We start from the raw sequence: 25,869 nt of genomic DNA on the forward strand, positions 1-25,869 counted from the left end.
CTAAGGAGGCAGGGATTATGCCTTTATTGTCGATAGAGAATGTATCTCATCTCTATTTATCTAAATCGCAAACATCAATTGCTTTAGAGAATATATCAATGAGTATTGAGGAGGGAGAATTCATCTCCTTCCTTGGCCCAAGCGGCTGCGGTAAAACAACCCTTCTATCCATTATATCTGGCCTTTTTAAGCCAACCGAAGGAAGTGTTAAGCTATACGGGAAGGATGTCCTCATCCATCGCCAGGATATTGGATATATGCTGCAGCAGGATTATTTATTTCCCTGGAAGACCATTAAAGAAAATATATTGATAGGATTAAAATTATTAAAGCAGCTCGACCAAAAGCACGAAGAACAAACCATATCACTATTAGAAGAAATCGGCCTGAAGGATGTATTGACTAAATTTCCAAGGGAGCTATCAGGAGGAATGCGCCAACGAGTTGCCCTAGTTAGAACTTTGGCCACTAACCCTACTCTGCTCCTCTTAGATGAACCTTTTTCTGCTTTAGATTTACAAACCAAACTAAAGCTTGAAGATATCGTATCAAGTACATTAAAATCGTTTAAAAAAACGGCTATTTTAGTTACTCACGATATAGGAGAAGCAGTAGCCATGAGTGATCGTGTCTTCCTCCTCTCTCCAAAACCAGGAAAAATTCACAAAGAATTTGATATTCCAAACGAGTTAAAAGGGCTATCCCCATTTAATGCAAGAAATCATCCAGCCTTTTCAGATGTGTTCCAGCTTATATGGAAGGAGATGGAGCAGCTTGACGGATAATAAACTTAAAATTAATACCCTTCACAAGAACTATATCCAACAATTAAAAACCAACCAGCATAAAGTATGGCTGTATCAGGGTGTTATCTTTGTTTTATTTTTTGCTCTTTGGGAAATAGCCAGCCATTTTTACTGGATAGATCCCCTCCTGTTCAGTTCACCTTCCAATGTCGTTGAAATGCTGATTGAAAAAATACAGGATGGCAGTTTGCTCAGCCATCTCGGACTTACCTTGTTCGAAACAGTCATCAGCTTTATTTTAGGCACTCTACTAGGGACACTGCTAGCTGTTGCCTTGTGGTGGTCTCCAATGCTTTCAAAGGTCCTGGATCCCTATTTAGTCATCTTCAATGCTATGCCTAAGGTAGCCCTTGGACCCATTATTATTGTGGCGATGGGCCCTGGATTAATATCCATTATCACCAATGGAATCATTATCTCAGTTATCGTTACGACTATAGTCGTCTACACGAGCTTCAAGGAAATCGATCCCAATTATATAAAGGTAATGGAAACGTTTAATGCTCGCCGCATGCACATCTTCAAGGAAGCTGTCTTGCCGTATTCCTTTCCAGTCATTATATCGACACTAAAGGTTAATGTTGGTTTAGCCTGGGTTGGTGTCATAGTTGGAGAATTTCTTGTTTCTTCACAAGGACTTGGCTATCTAATCATTTATGGATTCCAGGTATTTAATTTCACCCTTGTTTTAATGGCATTACTCGTTATAGCTGTATTTGCAACGATTATGTATAAAATGGTCGAGTTTGTTGAAGCTAAGTTAATCCGCGACCGCTTATCATAAAAATTTTAACCGGCTTATTTTATCCAGACATTTCAAAACAACCTGATCCTTCATAATGAAGCTATATTGGGTGCTCGTTTGAAAATCATGTGGCAGTTCTGACAGTAAAACGGGCCCTTCTGTTTCCAGATAATCTTCTTTCTTCGTAAGGGCAGTAAGCTCGGCATAAAATACTGCTTTAACAAAGGAACCCGCTGGGTCGAGTACTTTATACTCGCCAATTGGAATTAACTGCTTTGCTTCTCCCCCTGTTTCCTCATATACTTCACGTATGGCAGCCTGAACAGGGGTTTCATTGTTTTCCACCTTGCCTCCGGGAAATTCAAGCCCTCTTTTGGAATGGTTGGTAAGAACCCATTTCCCTTTATAGCGGCATATGACGAATACATGACGAGCTTCTTTTTCAAATTGACCTTGTTCATCATGAAAATAGACATTATTTCCATGGATATCCTTAAATATGTCCATCTATCTCTACACTTCTCTCTTAATTGTTTCTTTCAATTATAGCAAAACTGGCTCTTATATAATTTATAAGGAATAAATCAATTAGAAGCTTACTTTTACAACACACTTTCTTAAAAATATAACAAATATAGTCATGAAGGATGGAATCAATAATATTTTCAATATAAGTAGAGTACATTTATAAAGGTTGGGGTAAATAATTACTATATGAATCGTGATCTAAAAATTGAAAGGAGTTCTTAGCAGTGAATTTCATTGATGAACTATACCAATTGTATCGAGATAAACTAACTGGCGATGATGAAGATATTGATATTTTGGCTTTAGCCGTTTTAGAACAGCTTGATCGTAAGGATGTTATGCAATTAATTAATGAACTGGAAGATCGGGAGCTATATAATTTAATGGGGATATACATAATTGATAGCCTTAAAAAGCGATTTGCAAATGATGATGTACAGCCGCCTGTATCAAAATATTTGCACTAAGATAGGATTACATAGCGAAACCTTCTAAAAATAGGAGGTTTTTTTAGTTTTTTAAATAAATTCACAGAGACCCCGAAAAACGATATGGTAAGATATAGGTCATTTCTATGTAACAGCAATGATATAATAGAGGTCATAAAGACTGGGGGAAAGCATATGGGGATGACAGGAATATTTATAATAGGGGCAATTATTATAGTCCTAATAATAGGGGTTACTGCACTTGTCACAACAAAAGCATACGAATACAAGCACACTATTGATCCATTAGATCAAAATCCGCATTTGAGTGGTAAAGAAGAGGTTCGCACATCTGAACCACATGAATAAGCGCAAAAAAGAATCCCCAGATAAAAAGGGGATTCGACTTTGTTTATGCAAATACTTGTTTTAAATCTTCTTTGCTTTGTGTCAGCCAAAATCTCATCAACTTTTTTGCACCTTCAAGGTCATGAAGCTTGGCTTGACCGCATTGTTTTTCGTTAGCCGCAGGAATATCAGTTATCTCAACAGCTTCTTTCATGGTTTTATCAAGCACATCTATGATTTCTTCAACAGTTGGCTCACCGCTGACCACCAAATAAAATCCAGTTTGGCATCCCATGGGTGAAATATCAATGATATCAAAGTGAGAATAACCCTCAGAATATTTCCTGATATTAAACGCCAACAGATGCTCTAAAGTGTGAATCGCATCTGGCTTCATGGCCTGTTTATTTGGCTGGCAGAAACGAATATCAAATTTGTTAACAACTCCATCGCTTCCTACTTTATGAACACCACAATGACGAACATACGGGGCCTTAACAGCATTATGGTCCAAATCAAAACTTTCAACAGATGGCATTATAAAACCTCCTTTTAAACTTATTACTAATTTTACCTTTTCTCCATCAATATTTCATCTCTAAAGTTTGAAGTTTGCCCTTTCAGGCATTATGATATGGTTGTATCTAAACATTCTAATTAAGGAAGTTCATATTATGAAAAAAATATTACTAAAACTAGTCCGTTTTTATCAAGTGGCCATTTCACCTATGAAGCCGCCAAGTTGTAGATTTTATCCAACATGTTCTCAATATGGCCTTGAAGCAATTGAGCGTTTCGGACCAGTAAAGGGGACCTGGCTAACCATAAAACGAATCTCTAAATGCCATCCACTGCATGCCGGCGGGTTTGATCCTGTACCTGAAAAACAAGAAAAAAAAGACTCTTGATTTACAAGAAAAAGCCGTGTATCATACTAGATATGCAAATCGTAATCTTTTCGATTTATATTTTTGCTTAACAAATCGTAATGAATACGATTAACAGGAGGATACTACATTGAAAAAAATATCATTTATATTCGCACTCATACTTGGTGCATCTATTTTTCTTTCCGGATGCAACAGCGATAATAGCACGGCTGATACTAAAAATGAAAACCAGCTTTCTATTTATACAACTGTTTATCCATTACAGTATATGGCTGAGCAAATAGGTGGTGAACATGTAAATGTATCTTCTATCTATCCGGCAGGTGTAGATGAACATACATTTGAACCAACACAAAAGGATATTATCAATATCGCAGAGTCTGATTTATTTTATTACGTTGGATACAATTTAGAAGGCTTTGTAAATAACGTGACCAAAACATTGGGAAACGAAAATGTGGAAATGATAGCTATTGGTGAAAAAGTAAATCTTGATACTCATGGACATGAAGAGCACGAACATGAAGATCATGAGCACGAAGACGACGGCCATAATCATGGTACAGTCGATCCGCACTTATGGATAGATCCACTATATGCAAAAGAAATGGCTGAACATATTAAAGACACACTGATTGAGAAAATGCCTGAACAAAAAAGTGCCTTCGAGGAAAATTACGAAACACTGGCTAAAAAGTTCGATGAGTTAAATACAGAATATACAAAGGTATTCAGCGAAGCACCTCATGATGAATTCCTTGTTTCTCATGCTGCGTTTGGATACTGGGAAGAACGTTATGATGTAGATCAAATAAGCGTCTCCGGTATATCTACATCCGAAGAGCCTACTCAAAAATCACTTGAGAAGTTAGTGGATACTGCCAAGGAACATCAACTTAAATATATTTTAGTTGAACAGAATATAAATAGTAAATTAACGGATATTATTAAAAAAGAGGCTAATTTGACTGCATTGCCTATTCATAATCTATCTATCCTGACTCAGGATGATATTGATTCAGAACGCGATTATTTTTCAATCGCGAAGGATAATTTAGACTCACTGCAAAAAGCTTTAAATGATTAATCACGTAAAAGCCCGAATTCTTTTGGATTCGGGCTTTTTTCTTCCTGTATTTACTTTACATATAAGAGGTGAAAAGAAGCATTCTAACAAAAGAAAGGAGAGATTTTTATGCCAAATGGTGTTAAATGCTCTGTGAATTCCTGCCACTTTTGGAAACAAGGGAATAAATGTGCAGCAGAAAAAATTCAAGTAAATATGTATTCAGAGGAACGTGCTTATAAAAGTGGCGATACTGGATGCAAAACCTTTCGCCCAGCTGACTTTTTATAAACGAAAGGCTGTCATAAATGGATATCAATCACATACTCCGAAATTTTAACGAGGATTTACAAAATTCCAATTCCTTAACATTTCCTATATGCGTGGACTCTTTTACGAATTATTGGAGTACCGAATTCGGATCCCTTGATGAATTACCGAAGGAAGTAGACCAGCTTATAGCTAAACGGGGATTGGAATTAGGTTTACTGGAAGAAGAAATAAATCAATAAAGAAAAGCGCCCTGTGACCCAGGCGCTTTTCCCTTAGTAACTTTTCTTTACTAATTCGACAACTTCTTTTTCTGCCACATTTGTTATTGCGGTTATAACTGATAATGGGAGTCCGCGACGCAACAAGATCTCAGCAATCAAGTATTGTTTTTTCGAACGAGCCATTTCTTCCCCGCCTTCTTATGTCTTTTTTTCCATTATACAGGATTTGATAGCCGAATTGAATAAGTCCAACACCCAATATTCAGAATTAACTAAAAAAATTAATTAACTCTCTTCTCACTATTTTGTTTGAAGCATTACGGGGTAACTCCTTACCCATCACTACTTTTTTAGGAATTTTATATCGCGCCAGCCTAGATTCACAAAATTCGATGATCTCTGTCTGTTGTAAATGGCTCGCTGGATGGGGGACTATTACGGCTGCTGGAACGGCTCCCCATTCATCATCGCTAAGACCAATGACTCCCGCTTCTTTTACGAAAGGATGCTCCATCAAAACGGATTCTATTTCAGCCGGATAAATGTTTTCTCCACCAGAAATAATTAAATCAGAGCGTCTATCAATGACAAACAAATACCCTTCCTCGTCGATATAACCGATATCACCTGTATAAAACCAGCCATCCTGGAAAGATTCCGGTGCCCTTCCATGAAGATACCCCGGAGTTACATTTGGGCCTTTTACTGCAATCTCTCCCGGTACACCAACTGCAGCAATCCTTCCATCCACAATAATTTTTATCTCACATGGCAATAATGGCTTACCGGCAGAGCCCAGTTTTCGCGTTGCATCTTCAGGAGCCAGCGTGACGATTTGAGAGCATGTTTCTGTCATACCATATGTTTGAAAGACAGGTGTGTTTTTATCCGTAGCCTTTTTCAACAACGCCATAGGTGCTGAGCCGCCCCCTAACAGCATACAGCGAAATTCCTCAGGGTATGTCCTTTCTCCTAAATCTTCAAGCATTCTTGTCAAAGTATTCGTCACAACCGAGCAAATCGTAATCTTCTCTTTCCAAATAGCTTCATTTGCTTGTACAGGGTCGAATCCTCTTTGCAAAACAGTCTCTATCCCATAAATGACTGATCTTAAAAGGATAGATAAACCACTTATATGGAATAGCGGCATAAAGCAAAGCCATTTATCATCATCGCGCAACCCTAAATTTAGAGCAGACCCAATCGCACTCCAATAATGGTTTCCCATCGTTTGCTGAACGGCCTTAGGCTTACCAGTCGTACCTGATGTGTACATAATAGTTGCCGTTTGATTAAACGATAAGTTCTTCTTTTCTTCAAATGACTTTGCCTTAGCCTTCTCTAATTGTTCCAGCCTTAGCACGGAAATATCCAGTAACATTTCGTTTTCTGATATGAGAAAATCAGCCTGAGCATCTTCTAATTGCCACTCTTTTTCCCGATCTGTTAAACGAGTATTCAATAGGACAATTTTGGCGCCAATCAGGAGAAGAGCATGTATCGTAAAGACCATCTCCGGCCGATTCTTCATGTTAATTCCAATTACATGACCTTCCGCAACACCCAACTCCGTCAATTTTTGAGCGTATAAATGGGCCATTTCATATAACTCTCTAAACGTCCACTTCTCTCCCTCAAATGAAAGAGCCGTACGCTCCGGAGTCACATACGCCCGTTGAATCAAAAACTGCGGAACAACCGTATCATGCATCAACATCTTTTCAACCTTCCCTCTGAACTCCTTCATGATCTCTCTGACCATCAAAGCGTTTTTAAGTACAAATACAAATTAACCTCTATCACTCTAACTGATACTTACATGTACATAAAAACAGCCTGACGGTAGGCGTCAAGCTGTTTTTCGTTCTCCATTAAGGGAATCGTGGGAATTGGTCAAAGTCTGGATTGCGCTTTTCTTTAAAAGCATCGCGGCCTTCTTTGGCTTCATCTGTTGTATAATAAAGCAATGTTGCATCGCCTGCCAACTGCTGAAGTCCAGCCAGTCCATCGGTATCCGCATTGAAAGCTGCTTTTAGGAAACGAAGGGCAGTTGGGCTCTTTTCAAGCATTTCCTCGCACCATTGCACCGTTTCTTTTTCAAGTTGCTCCAATGGAACTACTTTGTTTACCAAGCCCATATCAAGTGCTTCCTGCGCATCATATTGACGGCACAAGAACCAAATTTCTTTTGCTTTCTTATGGCCTACGATTCGAGCTAAATATCCTGCACCATAACCTGCATCAAAGCTTCCAACCTTAGGACCGGTTTGGCCAAAACGTGCATTTTCAGCAGCAATTGTTAAATCACATACAACATGCAGTACGTGACCTCCGCCAATAGCATAGCCTGCTACCATTGCCACAACAGGTTTTGGAATAACACGGATCAAGCGTTGAAGATCAAGAACATTCAGACGAGGAATTTCGTCTTCACCCACATATCCGCCATGACCGCGAACCTTTTGGTCACCGCCAGAACAGAATGCCATGTCACCTGCGCCTGTTAAAATAATAGCACCTATTTCTTTATCATCCCTGGCACGGGAAAAAGCATCAATCAATTCCATTACTGTTTTTGGACGAAATGCATTGCGTACCTCTGGACGGTTGATGGTAATTTTAGCAATACCGTTATATCTTTCATATAAAATATCTTCATATGTACGAATGGTTACCCAATCAAAAGCCATTTCTAATTCCTCCCTCTAATAAACTCACTTACTATTCTACCAAATATTTTGGGTTCTTCCACGTGTATTGCATGGCCAGTGTCATTTATTGTTTCAAATTGGCATCTATTAAGGCAATTCTGCATTTTTAAGGCCAATTGAACGAACTTTTTATCCAATGCTCCCGCGAGCAATAAAACGGGAAAATCCACCTCCTTTAATTCACTCCAAAATGAGGGCTGTGAGCCTGTACCCATTCCCATTAAACTATTTTGCAAGCCAATACTGGTATGGGATACTCTCTCCTGCCTAATTTCTGCTTTCTTGCCATTCGACAGTCTTTCTTGTGAAGCAAATAACGGAATCTTCTCCCAATCATCTACAAAACTATCTATCCCATATTCTCTGATACGTTCTGCCAATTGTGCATCACTATGTGCCCTCGACAGTCGTTCGCCTTCATGTTCCAGGCCTGGTGATGAGCTTTCTAAAATGAGAGTCCGAACAAATTCAGGATATAAAACAGCAAACCCCAATGCCAGTCTCCCTCCCATCGAATAACCAAGAATATGTGCACTTTGGATATTTAAAGCGATTAAAATGTCCTTAATATCTTTAGCAGCCTTTTGCATTTCATATCTATCAGGATCAATAGGCGCTTCTGTCAGACCATGCCCTAATAGATCCAGACTGATAAACTGAAAACAATGTTTGTAATCCTGAATAAATGTATTCCACGTATTCATGGAACCCGTAAATCCATGCAAAAGAAGTACAGGCTGTCCTACTCCTTGCAATTGCACGTGATACTTTACTCCATTAATGGATAACATGAGTTTATTCGCCATCATTCATCATTCTTATTTCCCGGGAAACATGCTGAACGACTTCCCTGTATCTTTTCACATCATAGGAACGACTTGTACAAACTTCAACAATACAGAAATCCGGATTGGCTACCCAGTCCTGAATGGAATCAGTCACTTCTTCCCAAGTTTCCGGATTTTTATAGTTTGCTCCATACAAAGCAGCTGTATGATTAAAGTGTAAGCCATGAGGCGTACCAAAAAGCTCTTCAAAATGTTTTTCTTCAGCAGACTGAGGCAGGTAAGAAAAGATTCCACCGCCATCATTATTCACAACCAAAACCAGAAGCTTTAATTGATACATTTTAGCTGCCAGGAAACCATTCATATCATGAAATAAGCTGAGGTCTCCAAGTGCCAGTACAGTTGGTATTTCAGAGGAAGCGCTGATTCCTGCAGCAGTTGAGATAAGGCCATCTATCCCGTTAGCTCCCCTGTTTGCCAATATCCTAATCTGCTTAGTTGTTTGAAAGAAAAATGAATCTACGTTTCGAATAGGCATGCTATTGCCAACTACTAAGTTAGCTTTTTCCGGAAGTAAACTTTCCAATAGAGAAAATAATTTACCTTCCTGCATCCCTGTTTCATCCTGTATAGTCAGCAGCCCTTCTTTCGCCACTTCATTCATTCCTTGCCAAAGAGAAAGCCAATCTCTTCTTTCTGTATTTGCATGTACAGTAAGATTTTCTCTAACCGAGTGACAGAAAGCGGCCTCATCACAATAAACCATATGGGTACTTACTCCCGCTGGCTCTCTCCAGCCGCTGCCCCCATCTACTACAATATGATTTGTCTGTTTACACTTTTTCACAAATTGCAATACTGGTTTAGAAACTGGCATTGCACCAAACCGAATAATTAAATCTGGTGTAATTTTCCCGTGTATTGCTTCTTCCTTCAGAAAAGTATCATAGGTTTCAATTACGTGCTGATTTCCACCTGCCCTTAATTGCGATAAAGGATCAGCAAGAATCGGATATCCCGTTGCTTCAGCGAAATTCAAAACAGCTTCCTTAAAATCAGGTTGGTCAATAGGACCGCAAATAATAATCCCTTTTTCGCTTTCCTTAATTAAACGAAGATATGTATTCAACTGAGAATCAGCCAGCTTACGGTGTCCATGTGCAATATCGATACACGCATTTGAATGGTCCGTTCTACGAATCCACTTTTCCATTTCGCTTAAGATTGGAATGAGTGGCTCTCGTAAAGGGAAATTAACATGAACAGGTCCGGCAGGCTCCAGAATTGTATTACTGATGGCTCTGCTTGCTACAGTGCGTGCATACTGGAGCATCATTTCTCCGGAATCAGGCAGAGACATTTCTACAAACCATTTCACATGCTTCCCATAAAGGTTTATTTGGTCGATGGCCTGTGGTGCTCCAACATCTCGTAATTCATGCGGACGGTCAGCAGTAAGAACAATTAATGGCACTCTTGAATAATAGGCCTCTACGATAGCAGGAAAGTAGTTTGCAGCCGCTGTACCTGATGTACATAACAAAGCGACAGGCTTTCTCTTTTCCTTAGCCATCCCAAGCGCAAAAAAGGCGGCCGATCTTTCATCGATATTAATATGAACATTCATATCCGGATGTTCAGCCATACAATAGGCGATTGGTGTAGATCTGGATCCCGGACTAATGATAACATCATTCACTTCCGCTCGGGCTAGTTCATCTACAAAGGATGCTATAAAAGCAGTTAGCTCTTCTTGGTGATTCATATATTCCTTCCCTCCAAAGCAGAAAGCATGGGTTTAAATTTCACTTTTGTCTCCATATATTCACTTTCGGGATTTGATTTTTCTACAATCCCACAGCCCGCATATAGAGATGCTTTATCCTTCTTTAATAAACCTGAGCGGATTCCTACAGAAAAGTCACCGTTTCCGTATATATCCATCCACCCTATTGGAGCAGCATAAAATCCTCTATCCATACCTTCATATTTTTCTATTTTCTCCATAGCAATATTTCTTGGCGAACCTCCCAAAGCAGGTGTTGGATGAAGCAATTCCACAAAGTCCAAAACAGAAGTGCCGGGCAGACTCACACAATTTACCGGTGTATAAAGATGCTGTATATTTTTTAGCTTCATTAATACGGGAGCATCAGGAATATTAATCTCGATGCAATGCTCTTCCATCGCCTCTTTAATCATATTGACCACAAACTGATGCTCGGATCGATTTTTATCATCATTTAATAATTCATTTCCTAGGGCTGAATCAATTTCTTCATCTTCATTTCTTGGCGTTGACCCTGCCAAACATGCAGAAAATACAGCCGGCCCCTCTTTTTTAATCAGCCTTTCCGGAGAAGCACCTATAAAACAATCATCCCCTGATTCAAGCCCAAAAATAAAGCTTCCGTTTTGCTGAATCATTAAATTCTCAAGTACTTTATAAGATGGAACTTCATCTTCAAATTGCAAACTTAATTCACGGGCCAGGACGATTTTCTCCATCTGTCCGTTTCGGATATCCTCGACAGATTTTAGTATAGCCTGTTTCCACTCTTCCACAATATGTTCTTGCCGTTCTATGATAGCTGGCATTTCTTTTTGGCCAGAATCAGACATAGACAAAAAAGCATCTCTATCTTCGATAAATTGGCGTACCTCTTTATCTGACATATGAGGAGTCAAATATATAGAGGAAGTTAAGTATGAACCATGATTTGTTTCTGTAATTAAAAACTTAGGTATATAAAATAAATAACTGCCAAATTGGCTCCAATTGGAACCCGGCTCTGTATTTTTAGAGTTAAAGGAAAAACCGCCAAAGCATAAAGGTCCTGTGCCTTTTCCAGAGTTAACCCCATTCACAATGGCTGACTCCATTAGGGCAGTCCATTTATCCTTAATATCTTTAAAACGTTTTTCTCCATTAGTAAGAGATTGTAGCTTACGTGCTGTTCCAATCCCGGCTAAATACAATTCATTATCCGGATCTTTCCAGTAAAATCGCTCACCTTTATATAAACACTCACTTGATTGATAGATATCGATCGGTTTCTTATTGGTAACGGCCTCAACATGACTGAATAAGATTGGCATAGCAATCCTTTTTACTGTATGTAAGGCTTCAGTCAATTCCTGTTGAATATCTGTCATTTGCTTTATTGCCATTCAAATCCCTCCGTTGCTCCTATTTCCAATAAACCTATTTAAAGATACACCTGTAGAAATTAAGCTGTCAATTTTTGTAGTTTCTTAATTTTCATTTTAAAGCTTATATTCTCATCATCATTTGATAGCGATTCCATTCCGCTTGCTCCCTGTATGGTATCTTCTATCCACAAGAATGCAGTTTATTCCAATAAACAAACCATCATACTTATTTTCCCTATTAATACGGATCCTTACTATTATAATATCTTTTTCTTAAAGCCTGAACCATTATGACTTTCTAACAGGTCTACTATAGAGGATAAATGTATTGACACTTACTATAACATTTACCTACACTGATTTAGTATAGTAATAATAGTGGGAATGATATGAGTTGTAGAACTCTTAAAATATTATATTTTATACTAATAGTTTAACATATTGATTTACCACTATTCGCTAGTAACTTATAACGTAAAGGGGATTAACAAAATGCAAGATCACTCGCATACTCCTGCGAAGACAGGATTACCCAGAAAAAGTTGGCGGGTTTGGTGGAAATTAACCAGGCCACACACATTAACAGCTGGTTTTACACCTGTGTTGGTTGGAACAGCGCTGGCTCATGAACATATACCTTCGCTGAATATCGGGTTATTTGTGGCTATGATGGCTGCCGCACTGCTTATCCAAATTGCCACGAACCTATTTAATGAATATTATGATTTCAAAAAGGGACTCGATAATGAGGAATCCATTGGGATTGGTGGCGGAATCGTACATGAGGGTTTATCACCAAAGTCGATTCTTACATTAGCACTCGTTCTGTATGGTATATCAGCACTGATAGGTGTTTATATATGCGCAAATAGCAGCTGGTGGTTGGTACTCATCGGATTATTATCAATGTCAATGGGATACTTATATACTGGTGGACCGCTCCCAATAGCCTATACCCCATTTGGCGAGATTACATCCGGTTTCTTTATGGGCTGCCTAATTATCTTGATTTCTTATTTTATTCAAACTGGAAATGTGACATTAGATGCATGGCTCGTAACTGTCCCATTCTTTTTGACTGTGGGTGCTATTTTGTTATCAAATAATATTCGCGACAGAGTCGGGGATAAAAAGGGCGGCCGAAAAACATTGGCAATCCTCATTGGCAAGAAAAATGCCATTATCGTACTGGCAGCCATGTTTGCTCTCTCCTATGTATGGGCATTCGTACTAGTGTTCTCAGGTATTACTTCTCCTTGGACATTACTTGTGCTATTGAGCATTCCAAAAGCGGTACAAGCCGTGAAAGGATTTGTTGGCAATGATACTCCACCGGAAATGATGCCTGCCATGAAAGCAACAGGCCAAACGAACACTTTCTATGGTCTTTTATTTGCATTTGGTATGTATATTGGATTCTTCTTCTAAATCTTTTAATAAGCCTCTTAGTAGAGGCTTATTTTTTTCTGCTCTAATCTTGCTATTTCTCTTAAATGTTTTTCTACTGTGTGATGGGGTAAATGTAACAATACAAGTTACTTATTACAGTTAAGGAAGTGGTAGCATGCTAAGTAAAAATCAACTTCAAGCTATAACAGATAGATTAAAAGAACAAAAAGAAGAATTTCAAAGCAAATTAAATACAAAAAGAAACAGCCGACTCGACCTAAGTGAGCGTGAAGCATCCGGAGAACTATCATCCTATGATAATCATCCTGGTGATCTCGGTACAGAATTATTTGAGCGTGAAAAAGATGTGGCTCTGGAAATACATGAAGAAGAGCAATTGAATGAAATTGAAACAGCGTTGTCTGCAATAGAAGAAGGCACATACGGTGTATGTAAAGAGTGCGGAAAGGATATTCCATACGAAAGACTTGAGGCCATTCCATCCACTCTCTATTGTATCGAGCATTCAAAAAAACAGGAATTAAGCAATCACCGTCCAATTGAGGAAGATGTCATTCAGCCACCAAAGCCAGATTCCCTTCAAAGAACATATGATCATCGAATAGAAGACTACACAGACAGTTATCAAGAAGCCGCCCAATACGGAACCTCGGAAACTCCATCCGATATGGTTAGAGATGCAAAAGGATATGAAGATCTTTATCCAGATCAAACAGAGGATGAAGGTTTTGCAGATGAAGTTGAGTCATTCGTTGGTAATGGTCCAGACGGAGAACGTAAAGTATATCAAAGCGATGCAAAAACCGATTATGAAGAACGCCTGGAAGATGAAAACCTAGAGTCAAATTTAGGAGATATTCCTTACCGAAAAAGAGATAGTTATGTGGACAACAAGAACAAATAAGGCAGCCTATTGGCTGTCCTTTTTTCTTTGCTGCTATATATAACTATAACCTTTCAAGAAGTTCCAGTGAGCTGTTTTTCATTTGATAATTATCTAATTAATAGTTCATAACAGTTACATATGACAAAAAGTAGCTTCTACATATTCAAAACATTACACATGGTAAAAAGGCAACCTATATTCCTTTAATCAATGGAATATAGATTACCTTTATCTATTTTACATAATTTATTTGTTTCTTTGATTTATAGGGTTTACGTTCCAGATGTCTGTTGCATATTCCTGAATTGTTCGGTCACTTGAGAAAAATCCTGAATTAGCAATATTTATTACACTTGATGAGTTCCATTTCTTTTTGTCTTGATAAGATGCCTCTACCTTTTCCTGTGTACTTGCATAGGAACCAAAATCCCTTAATACAAAATATTGATCATTTTCTAATAGCAGAGAATCATATATCATATCAAACATTCCAGATGTATTCGGGAAGAATCCATTAATTAATTGGTTTACAGCCTGATGAATTCTTCGATCAAGCATATAATATTCTGAGGAGTGATAACCTCCATGTGCGTTGTAATTCATAACTTCCTCTGACGATAATCCGAATGTAAAGATATGTTCTTCTCCGACTCTCTCAAAGATTTCTACATTAGCCCCATCCATTGTACCGATGGTCAAAGCACCATTCATCATAAATTTCATATTACCTGTTCCTGATGCTTCTTTACTTGCAGTCGAAATTTGTTCACTTAATTCAGCTGCAGGGAATATTTCTTCAGCCAGAGATACCCGATAATTTTCGAGAAATACGACCTTTATATAATCTTTTGTGTCCGGATCATTATTTACTTTATCCGCCACGGTGTTAATCAATTTAATAATTTTTTTGGCATAGTAGTATCCTGGGGATGCTTTAGCTCCAAATATAAAGGTACGCGGATATGGCTTGAAATTTGGCTCTTCCTTCATTCGATTGTATAAATACATAATGTGAAGAACATTTAGCAATTGGCGTTTATACGCGTGCAAACGTTTGACCTGGACATCAAAAATACTATCTGGATTAACGGTTATACCATTTTGTTCTTTAATCCGCTTAGCCAGCTTTTTCTTATTGTCTGCTTTCACTTTCATTAGCTCTTCTAAAAAGGAAGAATCCGTACTAAACCGCTCCAATTCCTTCATATATACCGGATCAATTTGCCATTTATCGCCGATTGCTTGCGAAATTAAACGGGAAAGTCCTGGATTGGATTTCAATAACCATCTGCGATGAGTAATACCATTGGTTTTATTATTAAACTTTTCAGGAAAAACCTGATAGAAATTGTTCATTTCTCTCTTCTTGAGAATCTCAGTATGCAGATGGGCTACTCCGTTTATACTATGGCTGCCTGCAATAGCCAGATGGGCCATTTTAACCTGATCATGAGCAATGATAGCCATATCCTCTATTCTTTGCCACTCACCCGGATACAGCTCCCATAATTGCTGACAGAACCGCTCGTTAATCTCATTCACAATCATAAAGATCCTTGGCAATAATGGTTGGAATAAACGAATTGACCATTTTTCCAATGCCTCAGAAAGCGTCGTATGATTCGTATAAGATATCGTTTTTGTGGTTACTTCCCATGCTTCTTCCCATGACATTTTTTCTTCATCCAATAAGATCCTCATTAATTCCGGGATGGCCAGAACAGGGTGAGTATCATTTATATGTATTGATACGTATTCATGCAATTTGCTCATAGGAATATTCTTTTTGCGGTATGTCTTTAATATGGTATGCAAACTGGCTGAGACAAGGAAATACTGTTGTTTTAAACGCAGAATTTTCCCGCTGTCTTCTGTATCATCCGGATAAAGAAATTCTGATACCAATTCTGTATCACGCTTGTAACGCATAATATCGCGATGATAAGGAGCCGGGGCAGGCTCAGCATTCCACAATCTGAGTGTATTCACCGTTTCATTCTGATAGCCAACAACCGGTATGTCATAAGGTACAGCCATTATTGGCTCTGTATCAATATGACGGAAACCTAAACGGCCATCAGAATCTGTATAGGATTGTACTTCTCCCCAAAAAGGTACCATTACTGCCTGATCGGCTTTTCGAACCTCCCATACATGTCCATTTTGAAGCCATTGCTCTGGATATTCAACTTGTACGCCATCAATGATTTTTTGCTCAAATAAACCATATTTATAGCGAATACCACATCCATGACCAGGCAATTCCAAAGAAGCAATGGAATCCATGAAACAAGCAGCTAATCGGCCTAACCCACCATTACCGAGCGCAGAATCCGGCTCAAGTGTTTCCAGCTCCGAAAAGCTAATCCCTAAATCCTCAAGCCCGTCTTCCACTACTTTTTGTATGCCAAGATTTAAGACATTACTCCCCATAATTCTACCGAGTAAAAATTCAATTGATAAATAGTAGACCTGCTTTGTCTTCGTTTCTCTATATAATTGATTGGTTTTAATCCAATTCTTACTTATATATTCACGAATCATAATTCCTAAAGTATGATATTGCTCCTGCGGAGTCGATTCTGAAAATGTTTTTCCATAAGACATTTCAAGCTTAGATATAAAGGCTTCCTTAAACAGTTCTTTATTATCAAACATCTAAATCAGATCCTCTCAGTCAAGTCTTTATACAAAACCTCATACTCTGCTGCTGAACGTGCCCAGCTATAGTCCTTCTTCATCGAGTTCTTAACAATCTTTTTCCACTCAGAAGGATTATGATAAAAAGATAATGCCCGACGTATTGTATAAAGCATGTCATGAGCATTAAAGTTAGTAAATGAAAAACCATTGCCCTCGCCAGTAAATTCATTATATGGCTGTACAGTATCTCGCAGACCCCCTGTTTCCCTAACAATCGGCAATGTACCATATCTCATTGCTATTAATTGGCTTAATCCGCAAGGTTCAAATTTAGAAGGCATAAGGAACAAATCAGCTCCAGCATATATTTGATGGGCTAAATCTTCATTAAAACCAATATGAACCCTTAATTTATCCTGATACCATTGGGACGTATAACCAAAGAAATGCTCGAATTGCGGATCGCCTGTACCCAGCATGATCATTTGGATATCTTCCTGCAAAATCTCATGGAATACAGCTCTAACCAGATCAAAGCCTTTCTGAGAGGTTAAACGCGATACAACGGCAATCAGCGGCTTGCTATCATCTACCGGTAAATTGAAATACTCCTGGAGATAACGTTTATTCGCTTTTTTGCCTTTCAGAGAATTGACTGAAAACTCGCTGGCAATCGCAGCATCTTTTTTTGGATTATATAAGTCATTGTCAATTCCATTTAAAATCCCATATAAATCTGAGTCTCTTGCCTGAAGCAATCCATTCAGACGCTCACCGTAATAGTCAGTTTTAATCTCCTCTTTATAAGTAGGGCTGACAGTAGTTATTGCATCTGCATAAACCAGTGCTGATTTCATAAAGTTGACGTTCCCGTCAAATTCCAACTGGTTAAAGTAGTCATCATGAATCCCCAGTACATCATCAAGAAAACTTTTTCCATAAATGCCTTGGAATTGCAAATTATGAATTGTAAATATATTTTTGATGTTTGCTAATTTCGTATTCTGGTGCTGAGTTTTCAATAAGAATGGAATCATTCCCGTATGCCAATCATGTGTATGAATAACATCCGGTAAAAATGGAATATGATAAAGTGCTTCAACAGCCGCTTTACAGAAATAAGCAAAACGTTCACCATCGTCAAATTGCTCATAAAGTTTTGGTCTATGGAAATAATATTCATTATCCATAAAGTAATAAATGACACCATCATATTCAGCTTCAAAAATACCGCAATACTGTCTTCTCCAGCTTAACTGAACTTCAAATTCAGCAATTTTTTTCGCTGAATTAAAAAAATGAGTAGGTATCGTCCCATACTTAGGAAGCAACACTCTTACCTCATGACCTAACTTTTTTAATTCTTTAGGAAGAGAGCCGGCTACGTCAGCCAGCCCTCCAGATTTAGCAAAGGGTACACATTCAGATACTACAAATAATACATTCACGAGTTCATCAACGCTCCTTGTTTTACACCTTTTTGAATAACAATTGGTTGGAATGGAGACCCAATCAGAACTGTTCCATCAGCAATTTCTACATCCTTATCGAGGATTACATAATCGAGTTTGCAATTCTTACCGATTTTTGTTTTTTGCATGATAATGGAATTTTTAATGGAAGTACCTTCATCAATATTAACGGCCCTAAAGATGATACTGTGCTCTACTTCACCTTTTATGATAGAGCCGTTGGCAACCATTGATTGGCTTACATGAGACTTCTCACTATACTTGGATGGCGGCTCATCCTTAACTTTTGTATAGATAGGACATTCCTTCATGAATAACTGACTCCAATTTTCTTCTTTAAGAAGATCTATACTTGATTGAAAATAGGCATTAATAGAATTGATATTCGCCAGATAACCTTCATACTGATAAACACAGATAGCGAAGTCGGAATAATGATCTTCCACAACATCCTTTAAACATTTGTACCCAGTTTGTTTCCGCTCGTCAATTAATTTAACAAGCAGTTCTTTTTTAAGGATGAACATTTCAAGTGATTCTTTATCTTTTTTGATTTCCGTAATATCACATTTGTTTTGTATATGATATTTAAGAACAGCATTAAAATCGATATTGCAAACGGTTTGACTGTTAGCAACAATCACATACTCCTGTTTACTTCTTTCAAGATAGGTCATATGATAAGCAAAGTGATCAAACGCATGAACCTCACCAGATACATCTTCTGTATGAGGCACCGGGAGGAAGAATAGTCCATCTCTTTTTCTATTCAAATCCCAGTTCTTACCTGTTCCCAAATGGTCCATTAACGATCTGAAATGTGCTTGTGGATAAACAGCTACATTAGATATTCCCGAATTAACCATGCTTGAAAGAATAAAATCTATTAAACGGAAACGACCAGCTATTGGTAATGCTGCAACATTCCGACTTTTTGTTAAAATATCCAGTGATTCAAAACTATTCGTGGCATCTATAATACCTAATAGTGATTTACTCATATTTTCAACGCCTTTCACTATATCAAGATAATTTTATAACATTTTCTTCTGTTAACAGTTCAGGATTAACCAATATAACATCTTCATCATCAATAGGTCTGATCACCTGGTTATCCGGTATAACAGCACCTGGAGGAATAATAGCCTTTTCAATATAGACATTCTTTCCGATAACTGCATCTGACATGATTACAGAATCTTTAACATGTGCGTCTTTGCCAATCTGTGCTCCATAGAAAACGACTGATTTTTCCACCTTACCTTCAACTATACATCCTTCGTTAATCAGTGATTCTTTAACCTCTGCTTTGTTAGATAGATATTGTGGTGGTCTGTTCGGATTAACTGAATAAATGCGCCATGAATAGTCATAAAGATTTAATTCACACTCTTCATCCAGTAAATCCATATTAGCTTCCCAATAACTTTTCAGTGTACCAACATCTTTCCAATATCCTTCAAATGGATAAGCATATACCTTTTTATCATCATTTAATAATAAAGGTATGATATCCTTACCAAAATCCCTTGTTGAATCTTCATTTTTAGCATCTTTTATCAAATAGTCTTTTAGAACTTTACGATTAAATATATAGATACCCATAGAGGCTAAATTATTTTTCGGATTTTTCGGTTTCTCTTCAAATTCCATTACAGAATAATCTTCTCTGGTGTTCATGATTCCAAATCTGCTTGCTTCATCCCAAGGAACAGGAATAACAGAGATAGTCGCATCTGCTCCTCTTTCCTCATGGAAGCTCAACATTTTATCATAATCCATTTTGTAAATGTGATCTCCTGAGAGAACAATCACATAATCCGGATCATATTGATCGATATAGTTTAAGTTTTGGTAAACCGCACTTGCTGTACCCGTATACCATCTCATTTCCTTTGAAGCAGAATAGGGAGGTAATACAGTTACTCCGCCATCTTTTAAATCGAGATCCCAGGCACTTCCGTTAGAAAGATAGGAATTAAGCAATAACGGCTGGTATTGCGTTAATACCCCTACCGTATCTATTCCAGAGTTCGTACAGTTACTTAATGTAAAATCTATAATTCTATATTTACCGCCAAATGGGACTGCCGGTTTTGCAACATCAGCTGTCAAAGCCTCAAGCCTTGTTCCTTGTCCTCCTGCCAGTAGCATTGCGACTATTTTTTTCTTTGCCATTTTTATTTAACTCCTTCCGTTTTTTAATGGGACGCAGTACAGTAATTCCAAATGGAGGTACCTTAATCTTTACGTGATATGGTCTCCCATGAAAAGAACCTTCTTCTGCGATGATTTTCTTTTTATTAACATGATCGCTTCCACCATATTGGACAGCATCACTATTTATGACCTCTTTGTACTCCTGTTTATCAGGTACTCCAACTTTATATTCTTCATAAGATATATTTTTGAAATTACACAGTACTATCAATGGATTTCCTTCTCGATCACGACGAATAAATGAGAATATGGACTGATCGGTGTTATGAACATCAATCCACTCAAATCCTTCAGGATAATCATCTAACTCATATAACGGCTTTGACCGTTTGTAAAACTTTAGTAAGTCTGCAAAGAAATGATTTAATGTTTGATGAGAATCATAATTTAGTAGATGCCAATCAACCTGTTCTTTATCCTTCCATTCTGAGAACATCCCCAGCTCTCCACCCATAAATAATAATTTTTTCCCCGGGTGGGTTGTCATAAATCCCATGAGTAATTTCAACTGAGAAAATTTTTCTTCGTAGCTTCCTGGCATTTTATCAAGAAGAGATTTTTTACCGTGGACCACTTCATCATGTGACAAAGGTAAAATAAACCGTTCCGTATAAGCATACATTAAGGAGAATGTTACTTTATTATGAAGATCCTTTCGAGAACACGGATCTGATTCCATGTACTCTAAAATATCGTTCATCCAACCCATATTCCACTTATATGTAAATCCTAAACCTCCCTCACTAGCTGGCTTAGTTACGTTAGGCCAATCAGTTGAGTCTTCAGCCATCATAAGAACTGTAGGATCGGATTCTTTTACAACTTGGTTAAGTTTCTGTAAAAAATCTATAGCATGTGGATTAACGTCACCACTATATGTATTGGGCCAATAAATGATATTTGCGACAGCATCCACTCTAAATCCATCTATGTGAAAATACTTCATCCAATATCTTGCGTTGGATATTAAAAAACTATGAACTTCTGGTTTGCCCAAGTCAAAATTTGCTGTTCCCCATACTGGATTCTCTCTGTGTTTGAGATCAGAGTATTCATAAACAGGTGATCCATCAAACATAAATAAACCATGAGCATCTTTACAATAGTGACCAGGTACCCAATCAAGCAATACACCTATGTTATGCTGATGACATTGATCGATAAAATATTTCAAGTCTTCAGGCCTGCCATATCGGCTTGTTGGTGAATAATAACCTGTACTCTGATAGCCCCATGATCCGTCGAACGGATGTTCAGTTAGTGGCATTAGCTCAATATGTGTAAAGCCCTGTTCAACTACATAGGGGATGAGTTCATCAGCCAGGTCACGGTATGTATAAAATTCCTCAATCTTGCATTCATCGCTCGGTATAGACACTTGGCCTTCCTGGATATGTTTTCTCCATGTTCCTGCATGAATTTCATAAATAAACATGGGGTTCTCATCTTGTTGTTTCTTTGTTTTTTTCTTAAGCCAAGACGCATCATTCCATTTATATGAATCATCTATAGGATATACGACAGATGCCGTATGAGGCCTTATTTCTGAATAGAAGGCATACGGATCACTCTTTAGAGCTATGGCTCCAGATGCTGCTTCAATTTCATATTTGTATATATGTCCGTCCAGGTTTTTATCTACCAGAAGCGTCCAAATACCCTGTTCAGAAACTCTTTTTAATTCATAACCGTTACCATTCCAATTATTAAAAGAACCCACCAAGCGTATCTGACGGGCGTTTGGTGCATATACTGTAAACCTTGTATGTATATCATCATTTACCTTTATCAAATGGGAACCGAACAGTTTATATGCATCATAAAGAGAGCCTTCATGAAACAAATGGACCTGATAGTCTGTTGGGATAGCATTAGGCATATTATCACCCTTTCTCGAATTTTCTCAATATACTAATTAAACTACTTATTCTGTAACTAAATCAAATGCAAAAATTGTTAATTTAGCTCTAAAAAGCTTTTTTTCACTACTTTTTGGAATTAGTAAGATAAATTAACAGGTATCAGTATAATATATCCAAAATATAGTATATAGAAACTTAAATACTATTATTTTTATGTTAAATATTTCATTATATTGAGAAAAATATCAATGAAGTGGTCTACCACTCAAAAACGAGTTAATTAATTAAAATGTTTACTTAATAAAGTTGTGTAAGAAAATATTAAATTATTTGTTTATTATAGTATTTATCTATAGTAAACAAAATATTCTCATAATTCAAGACCAAAAAGGGAACTTAGATACTTTGGCATATAATATATCTTTCAACATAGAACTTTAGGAAATACAATCGAGGAAAGGATGATTGTGTTGAGTTAATTCTTCTGAAGGCTTCTTTATAATCTATTGAGGATTTAAGAATTAGTATATTCTCTATAGGAGAACATTATCCGTGAAATTTTTTAAATACAAACCTTTACAATTACTTTCCATTGTCTCACGGATCTACTGATTAAAGCAAGACTTAAATAAATGATACCCTCTCAGAAAACTATAAGAAGATGTCTATGCGAGCTTCAATTGCTTATTTATGTTGATATATGGATCATATGAAGGTTTATCGTGAGGCATATTTAATAGCAGAATTTAATACTTAATTTAGGTGGAGTGGAGGTTCGAACAGTAAAATTAGTATAGGACAAAATGAGAAGGGCTTATAGCAATATTTCCCCAATTCCCAAATGGGGAAAAAATTCAAGAATTGACTCACACATCTATTCAAATTACAGGTAAAAGTAGATTTTCAATTTGGTTGATATAATCCTTACTAAAGAAATCATAAAATTTTACTTGGTATTCCTCTTAAAAGTACTTGATGATCAGTTCGGCTTTATTCTCGTTCTATTTTAGACTTTAACCGTTATTAGAATTTTACCTTTGCTTCTTATAAGGCGTTTAGGAGACAATGTATTGACGGACTGAGCTCTTTTGGCAGTTATGTTTTAATAATTAAGATTTCATTTATTAAAATAATATATAAAAAAACCATGTACATCATGTACATGGTTTTTATGACCCCTACGGGATTCGAACCCGTGTTACCGCCGTGAAAGGGCGGTGTCTTAACCGCTTGACCAAGGGGCCAAATGGCGGAGAAGGAGGGATTTGAACCCTCGCGCCGGTTACCCGACCTACACCCTTAGCAGGGGCGCCTCTTCAGCCTCTTGAGTACTTCCCCAAATATGGCTCCGCAGGTAGGATTCGAACCTACGACCGCTCGGTTAACAGCCGAGTGCTCTACCACTGAGCTACTACGGAATAATGGTATATGGGCCTAAATGGACTCGAACCATCGACCTCACGCTTATCAGGCGTGCGCTCTAACCAGCTGAGCTATAGGCCCGAAGTAAAATTTGGAGCGGGTGAAGGGAATCGAACCCTCATCATCAGCTTGGAAGGCTGAGGTTTTACCACTAAACTACACCCGCACTCTATGGGGCGGCTGATGGGAATCGAACCCACGAATGTCGGAACCACAATCCGATGCGTTAACCACTTCGCCACAACCGCCGTGCATTGTCTTTTTAAAGTTATGGTGGCTCAGGACGGAATCGAACCGCCGACACAAGGATTTTCAGTCCTTTGCTCTACCGACTGAGCTACTGAGCCGTTTTGTATCTTTGTATTTCTCTGATGCTGCTCAATGTCTTACTGATGAGCTAACATTTTATAAATGGCGGTCCGGACGGGACTCGAACCCGCGACCTCCTGCGTGACAGGCAGGCATTCTAACCAACTGAACTACCGGACCATTTATTGCGGGGACAGGATTTGAACCTGCGACCTTCGGGTTATGAGCCCGACGAGCTACCAGACTGCTCCACCCCGCGACAATAATAATTTGTTTCCATATACTACAAGGTATTTAAGGTATATATGGCGGAGGAAGAGGGATTCGAACCCCCGCGCGGTTTAACCCGCCTCCCGGTTTTCAAGACCGGTCCCTTCAGCCAGACTTGGGTATTCCTCCATATATAGTGGTGGACCTTGTAGGACTCGAACCTACGACCGGACGGTTATGAGCCGTCTGCTCTAACCAGCTGAGCTAAAGGTCCTATTTGGTAGCGGCGGAGGGGATCGAACCCCCGACCTTACGGGTATGAACCGTACGCTCTAGCCAGCTGAGCTACACCGCCAAATATTGAATCCTATTAAAGTTTATAATGGTGGAGCCTAGCGGGATCGAACCGCTGACCTCCTGCGTGCAAAGCAGGCGCTCTCCCAGCTGAGCTAAGGCCCCATAAGTTTTAGATGGTCGGGAAGACAGGATTCGAACCTGCGACCCCTTGGTCCCAAACCAAGTGCTCTACCAAGCTGAGCTACTTCCCGCAAAAAGATGGCGCGCCCGAGAGGAGTCGAACCCCTAACCTTTTGATCCGTAGTCAAACGCTCTATCCAATTGAGCTACGGGCGCATTTTTTGCAAAAAACTAGTGCCGAGGGCCGGTCTCGAACCGGCACGGTAGTCACCTACCGCAGGATTTTAAGTCCTGTGCGTCTGCCAATTCCGCCACCCCGGCATATAACTTGGCATTGGAGCGGAAGACGGGATTCGAACCCGCGACCCCCACCTTGGCAAGGTGGTGTTCTACCACTGAACTACTTCCGCATATAAGTGCGGGTGAAGGGACTTGAACCCCCACGCCGTAAGGCGCCAGATCCTAAGTCTGGTGCGTCTGCCAATTCCGCCACACCCGCATTTTGTAAATGGTGAGCCATGAAGGACTCGAACCTTCGACCCTCTGATTAAAAGTCAGATGCTCTACCGACTGAGCTAATGGCTCGTACTGATGGTGCCGGCAAGAGGACTTGAACCCCCAACCTACTGATTACAAGTCAGTTGCTCTACCAATTGAGCTACACCGGCTTAATAGATTTAAATACTTTTCTAAGACACTTAATTATTATAACTTATGTTTTTTATAATTTCACCAAGTATTTTTTGGTAATTTTTAATTTTATAATGGTGGAGGATGACGGGATCGAACCGCCGACCCTCTGCTTGTAAGGCAGATGCTCTCCCAGCTGAGCTAATCCTCCATTTTATTGCCTGGCGACGTCCTACTCTCACAGGGACTCGCGTCCCAACTACCATCGGCGCTGAAGAGCTTAACTTCCGTGTTCGGAATGGGAACGGGTGTGGCCTCTTCGCCATCGTCACCAGACGATTTTGTCAGCGACATTTATTATTATATCGTATTTCTGACATTTTTCAAGAGAAATTTCAAAGAAATTTTATCTTTTTTTCGTTCTCTCAAAA

Annotated in this window: 23 protein-coding genes, 21 tRNA genes and 1 rRNA gene; 10 read left to right on the forward strand and 35 right to left on the reverse strand. The window is 38.6% G+C overall.

Annotation, left to right across the window (positions count from 1 at the left end; all coding sequences use genetic code 11):
• The first annotated feature begins 17 nt into the window (after positions 1–17).
• Complete coding sequence (locus F7984_RS15680) at positions 18–785, forward strand: ABC transporter ATP-binding protein (protein WP_066109186.1); 768 nt, start codon at positions 18–20, stop codon at positions 783–785.
• Positions 775–1,590, forward strand: a complete 816-nt coding sequence (locus F7984_RS15685) for an ABC transporter permease (protein ID WP_066109189.1) — start codon at positions 775–777, stop codon at positions 1,588–1,590. Before F7984_RS15680 ends, F7984_RS15685 begins: the two co-directional genes overlap by 11 nt.
• Here F7984_RS15685 and ytkD read toward each other — a convergent pair.
• Positions 1,585–2,058 (reverse strand): RNA deprotection pyrophosphohydrolase, encoded by a 474-nt coding sequence (gene ytkD / locus F7984_RS15690; protein ID WP_066109192.1) that lies wholly within the window; start codon positions 2,056–2,058, stop codon positions 1,585–1,587. The genes F7984_RS15685 and ytkD overlap by 6 nt on opposite strands.
• Before the next feature lie 245 nt (positions 2,059–2,303).
• Between ytkD and F7984_RS15695 the strand changes: the two genes are divergently transcribed.
• Together F7984_RS15695 and ytzI are read left to right on the forward strand one after the other, a co-directional pair.
• Entirely contained in the window at positions 2,304–2,546 is a 243-nt protein-coding gene (locus F7984_RS15695; RefSeq protein ID WP_066109196.1) for a DUF6154 family protein, read from the forward strand.
• A gap of 156 nt (positions 2,547–2,702) precedes the next feature.
• A complete protein-coding gene (ytzI, locus tag F7984_RS15700; protein ID WP_139063879.1) occupies positions 2,703–2,876 on the forward strand; it encodes a YtzI protein in 174 nt (57 codons plus the stop codon).
• 43 nt (positions 2,877–2,919) lie between these two features.
• On the opposite strand, the gene F7984_RS15705 is transcribed toward ytzI, so the two are convergent.
• On the reverse strand, positions 2,920–3,393 hold the full coding sequence (locus tag F7984_RS15705; RefSeq protein ID WP_066109199.1) for an S-ribosylhomocysteine lyase: 474 nt from the start codon (positions 3,391–3,393) through the stop codon (positions 2,920–2,922).
• 136 nt (positions 3,394–3,529) lie between these two features.
• On the opposite strand from F7984_RS15705, the gene yidD reads away from it, so the two are divergent.
• The 4 genes from yidD to F7984_RS19595 all read left to right on the forward strand — a co-directional run bounded on the left by yidD (position 3,530) and on the right by F7984_RS19595 (position 5,323).
• Positions 3,530–3,763, forward strand: coding sequence for a membrane protein insertion efficiency factor YidD (yidD, locus tag F7984_RS15710; protein ID WP_066109201.1), 234 nt, complete (start codon positions 3,530–3,532; stop codon positions 3,761–3,763).
• 109 nt (positions 3,764–3,872) lie between these two features.
• The gene (locus F7984_RS15715) at positions 3,873–4,832 is read left to right on the forward strand and encodes a metal ABC transporter solute-binding protein, Zn/Mn family (protein ID WP_066109202.1); all 960 of its coding nucleotides are present in this window, start codon (positions 3,873–3,875) and stop codon (positions 4,830–4,832) included.
• A gap of 108 nt (positions 4,833–4,940) precedes the next feature.
• Positions 4,941–5,102: a DUF1540 domain-containing protein gene (locus F7984_RS15720; RefSeq protein WP_077248189.1), complete on the forward strand. Its 162-nt coding sequence runs from the start codon at positions 4,941–4,943 to the stop codon at positions 5,100–5,102.
• Positions 5,103–5,194: 92 nt separating this feature from the next.
• Positions 5,195–5,323: a hypothetical protein gene (locus F7984_RS19595; RefSeq protein WP_264158110.1), complete on the forward strand. Its 129-nt coding sequence runs from the start codon at positions 5,195–5,197 to the stop codon at positions 5,321–5,323.
• 33 nt (positions 5,324–5,356) lie between these two features.
• Here the strand turns inward: F7984_RS19595 and F7984_RS19600 are convergent, their stop codons facing one another.
• The 6 genes from F7984_RS19600 to F7984_RS15750 all read right to left on the reverse strand — a co-directional run bounded on the left by F7984_RS19600 (position 5,357) and on the right by F7984_RS15750 (position 11,975).
• Complete coding sequence (locus F7984_RS19600; protein ID WP_257469186.1) at positions 5,357–5,488, reverse strand: hypothetical protein; 132 nt, start codon at positions 5,486–5,488, stop codon at positions 5,357–5,359.
• An 85-nt stretch (positions 5,489–5,573) separates the two neighbouring features.
• Complete coding sequence (locus tag F7984_RS15730) at positions 5,574–7,052, reverse strand: o-succinylbenzoate--CoA ligase (RefSeq protein ID WP_225983620.1); 1,479 nt, start codon at positions 7,050–7,052, stop codon at positions 5,574–5,576.
• Positions 7,053–7,176: 124 nt separating this feature from the next.
• Positions 7,177–7,995 carry a 1,4-dihydroxy-2-naphthoyl-CoA synthase gene (gene menB, locus F7984_RS15735; protein ID WP_066109208.1) on the reverse strand — a complete coding sequence of 273 codons (819 nt, stop codon included), beginning with the start codon at positions 7,993–7,995 and terminating at the stop codon, positions 7,177–7,179.
• Between the two features lie 2 nt (positions 7,996–7,997).
• Entirely contained in the window at positions 7,998–8,825 is an 828-nt protein-coding gene (gene menH, locus F7984_RS15740; RefSeq protein ID WP_225983621.1) for a 2-succinyl-6-hydroxy-2,4-cyclohexadiene-1-carboxylate synthase, read from the reverse strand.
• Positions 8,812–10,569, reverse strand: coding sequence for a 2-succinyl-5-enolpyruvyl-6-hydroxy-3-cyclohexene-1-carboxylic-acid synthase (gene menD, locus F7984_RS15745; RefSeq protein WP_140462212.1), 1,758 nt, complete (start codon positions 10,567–10,569; stop codon positions 8,812–8,814). The genes menH and menD overlap by 14 nt, the downstream gene beginning before the upstream one ends.
• Positions 10,566–11,975: an isochorismate synthase gene (locus F7984_RS15750; RefSeq protein WP_066109218.1), complete on the reverse strand. Its 1,410-nt coding sequence runs from the start codon at positions 11,973–11,975 to the stop codon at positions 10,566–10,568. The genes menD and F7984_RS15750 overlap by 4 nt, the downstream gene beginning before the upstream one ends.
• A 474-nt stretch (positions 11,976–12,449) precedes the next feature.
• Between F7984_RS15750 and F7984_RS15755 the strand changes: the two genes are divergently transcribed.
• On the forward strand, positions 12,450–13,385 hold the full coding sequence (locus F7984_RS15755; RefSeq protein WP_066109220.1) for a 1,4-dihydroxy-2-naphthoate polyprenyltransferase: 936 nt from the start codon (positions 12,450–12,452) through the stop codon (positions 13,383–13,385).
• A gap of 136 nt (positions 13,386–13,521) precedes the next feature.
• Positions 13,522–14,271: a TraR/DksA C4-type zinc finger protein gene (locus F7984_RS15760; RefSeq protein ID WP_066109223.1), complete on the forward strand. Its 750-nt coding sequence runs from the start codon at positions 13,522–13,524 to the stop codon at positions 14,269–14,271.
• Positions 14,272–14,499: 228 nt separating this feature from the next.
• Here the strand turns inward: F7984_RS15760 and F7984_RS15765 are convergent, their stop codons facing one another.
• From F7984_RS15765 to rrf, 27 genes are all read right to left on the reverse strand, one after another.
• Complete coding sequence (locus F7984_RS15765) at positions 14,500–16,911, reverse strand: glycogen/starch/alpha-glucan phosphorylase (RefSeq protein WP_066109224.1); 2,412 nt, start codon at positions 16,909–16,911, stop codon at positions 14,500–14,502.
• 5 nt (positions 16,912–16,916) lie between these two features.
• A complete protein-coding gene (gene glgA / locus F7984_RS15770) occupies positions 16,917–18,344 on the reverse strand; it encodes a glycogen synthase GlgA (RefSeq protein WP_066109225.1) in 1,428 nt (475 codons plus the stop codon).
• Entirely contained in the window at positions 18,341–19,369 is a 1,029-nt protein-coding gene (locus F7984_RS15775) for a GlgC family sugar phosphate nucleotidyltransferase (protein ID WP_066109229.1), read from the reverse strand. Before F7984_RS15775 ends, glgA begins: the two co-directional genes overlap by 4 nt.
• Before the next feature lie 22 nt (positions 19,370–19,391).
• Positions 19,392–20,546, reverse strand: a complete 1,155-nt coding sequence (locus F7984_RS15780; RefSeq protein WP_066109232.1) for a glucose-1-phosphate adenylyltransferase — start codon at positions 20,544–20,546, stop codon at positions 19,392–19,394.
• The gene (gene glgB / locus F7984_RS15785) at positions 20,488–22,467 is read right to left on the reverse strand and encodes a 1,4-alpha-glucan branching protein GlgB (protein ID WP_066109235.1); all 1,980 of its coding nucleotides are present in this window, start codon (positions 22,465–22,467) and stop codon (positions 20,488–20,490) included. Before glgB ends, F7984_RS15780 begins: the two co-directional genes overlap by 59 nt.
• A 1,155-nt stretch (positions 22,468–23,622) precedes the next feature.
• Positions 23,623–23,694: transfer RNA gene (locus F7984_RS15790), tRNA-Glu, on the reverse strand.
• A gap of 3 nt (positions 23,695–23,697) precedes the next feature.
• Positions 23,698–23,788, reverse strand: a tRNA-Ser gene (locus F7984_RS15795).
• A 5-nt stretch (positions 23,789–23,793) separates the two neighbouring features.
• A tRNA-Asn gene (locus tag F7984_RS15800) sits at positions 23,794–23,868 on the reverse strand.
• A gap of 11 nt (positions 23,869–23,879) precedes the next feature.
• Positions 23,880–23,953 (reverse strand) — tRNA-Ile (locus F7984_RS15805).
• A gap of 11 nt (positions 23,954–23,964) precedes the next feature.
• A tRNA-Gly gene (locus tag F7984_RS15810) sits at positions 23,965–24,038 on the reverse strand.
• A gap of 6 nt (positions 24,039–24,044) precedes the next feature.
• Positions 24,045–24,120 (reverse strand) — tRNA-His (locus tag F7984_RS15815).
• Between the two features lie 23 nt (positions 24,121–24,143).
• Positions 24,144–24,219, reverse strand: a tRNA-Phe gene (locus tag F7984_RS15820).
• Between the two features lie 65 nt (positions 24,220–24,284).
• Positions 24,285–24,361 (reverse strand) — tRNA-Asp (locus F7984_RS15825).
• Between the two features lie 5 nt (positions 24,362–24,366).
• Positions 24,367–24,440, reverse strand: a tRNA-Met gene (locus F7984_RS15830).
• A gap of 47 nt (positions 24,441–24,487) precedes the next feature.
• Positions 24,488–24,580: transfer RNA gene (locus F7984_RS15835), tRNA-Ser, on the reverse strand.
• 8 nt (positions 24,581–24,588) lie between these two features.
• Positions 24,589–24,665 (reverse strand) — tRNA-Ile (locus F7984_RS15840).
• Between the two features lie 4 nt (positions 24,666–24,669).
• A tRNA-Met gene (locus F7984_RS15845) sits at positions 24,670–24,746 on the reverse strand.
• 28 nt (positions 24,747–24,774) lie between these two features.
• Positions 24,775–24,850 (reverse strand) — tRNA-Ala (locus F7984_RS15850).
• A 12-nt stretch (positions 24,851–24,862) separates the two neighbouring features.
• Positions 24,863–24,939, reverse strand: a tRNA-Pro gene (locus F7984_RS15855).
• Between the two features lie 8 nt (positions 24,940–24,947).
• Positions 24,948–25,024: transfer RNA gene (locus F7984_RS15860), tRNA-Arg, on the reverse strand.
• A gap of 19 nt (positions 25,025–25,043) precedes the next feature.
• Positions 25,044–25,129: transfer RNA gene (locus F7984_RS15865), tRNA-Leu, on the reverse strand.
• Positions 25,130–25,143: 14 nt separating this feature from the next.
• A tRNA-Gly gene (locus F7984_RS15870) sits at positions 25,144–25,218 on the reverse strand.
• 7 nt (positions 25,219–25,225) lie between these two features.
• Positions 25,226–25,307 (reverse strand) — tRNA-Leu (locus F7984_RS15875).
• Positions 25,308–25,317: 10 nt separating this feature from the next.
• Positions 25,318–25,393: transfer RNA gene (locus F7984_RS15880), tRNA-Lys, on the reverse strand.
• Positions 25,394–25,400: 7 nt separating this feature from the next.
• Positions 25,401–25,476, reverse strand: a tRNA-Thr gene (locus F7984_RS15885).
• A gap of 97 nt (positions 25,477–25,573) precedes the next feature.
• Positions 25,574–25,649, reverse strand: a tRNA-Val gene (locus tag F7984_RS15890).
• A gap of 8 nt (positions 25,650–25,657) precedes the next feature.
• Positions 25,658–25,774 (reverse strand): 5S ribosomal RNA (rrf, locus tag F7984_RS15895).
• Positions 25,775–25,869 lie beyond the last annotated feature (95 nt).

It is taken from the genome of Pradoshia sp. D12 (genome assembly GCF_008935075.1).
Classification (GTDB): domain Bacteria; phylum Bacillota; class Bacilli; order Bacillales; family Pradoshiaceae; genus Pradoshia.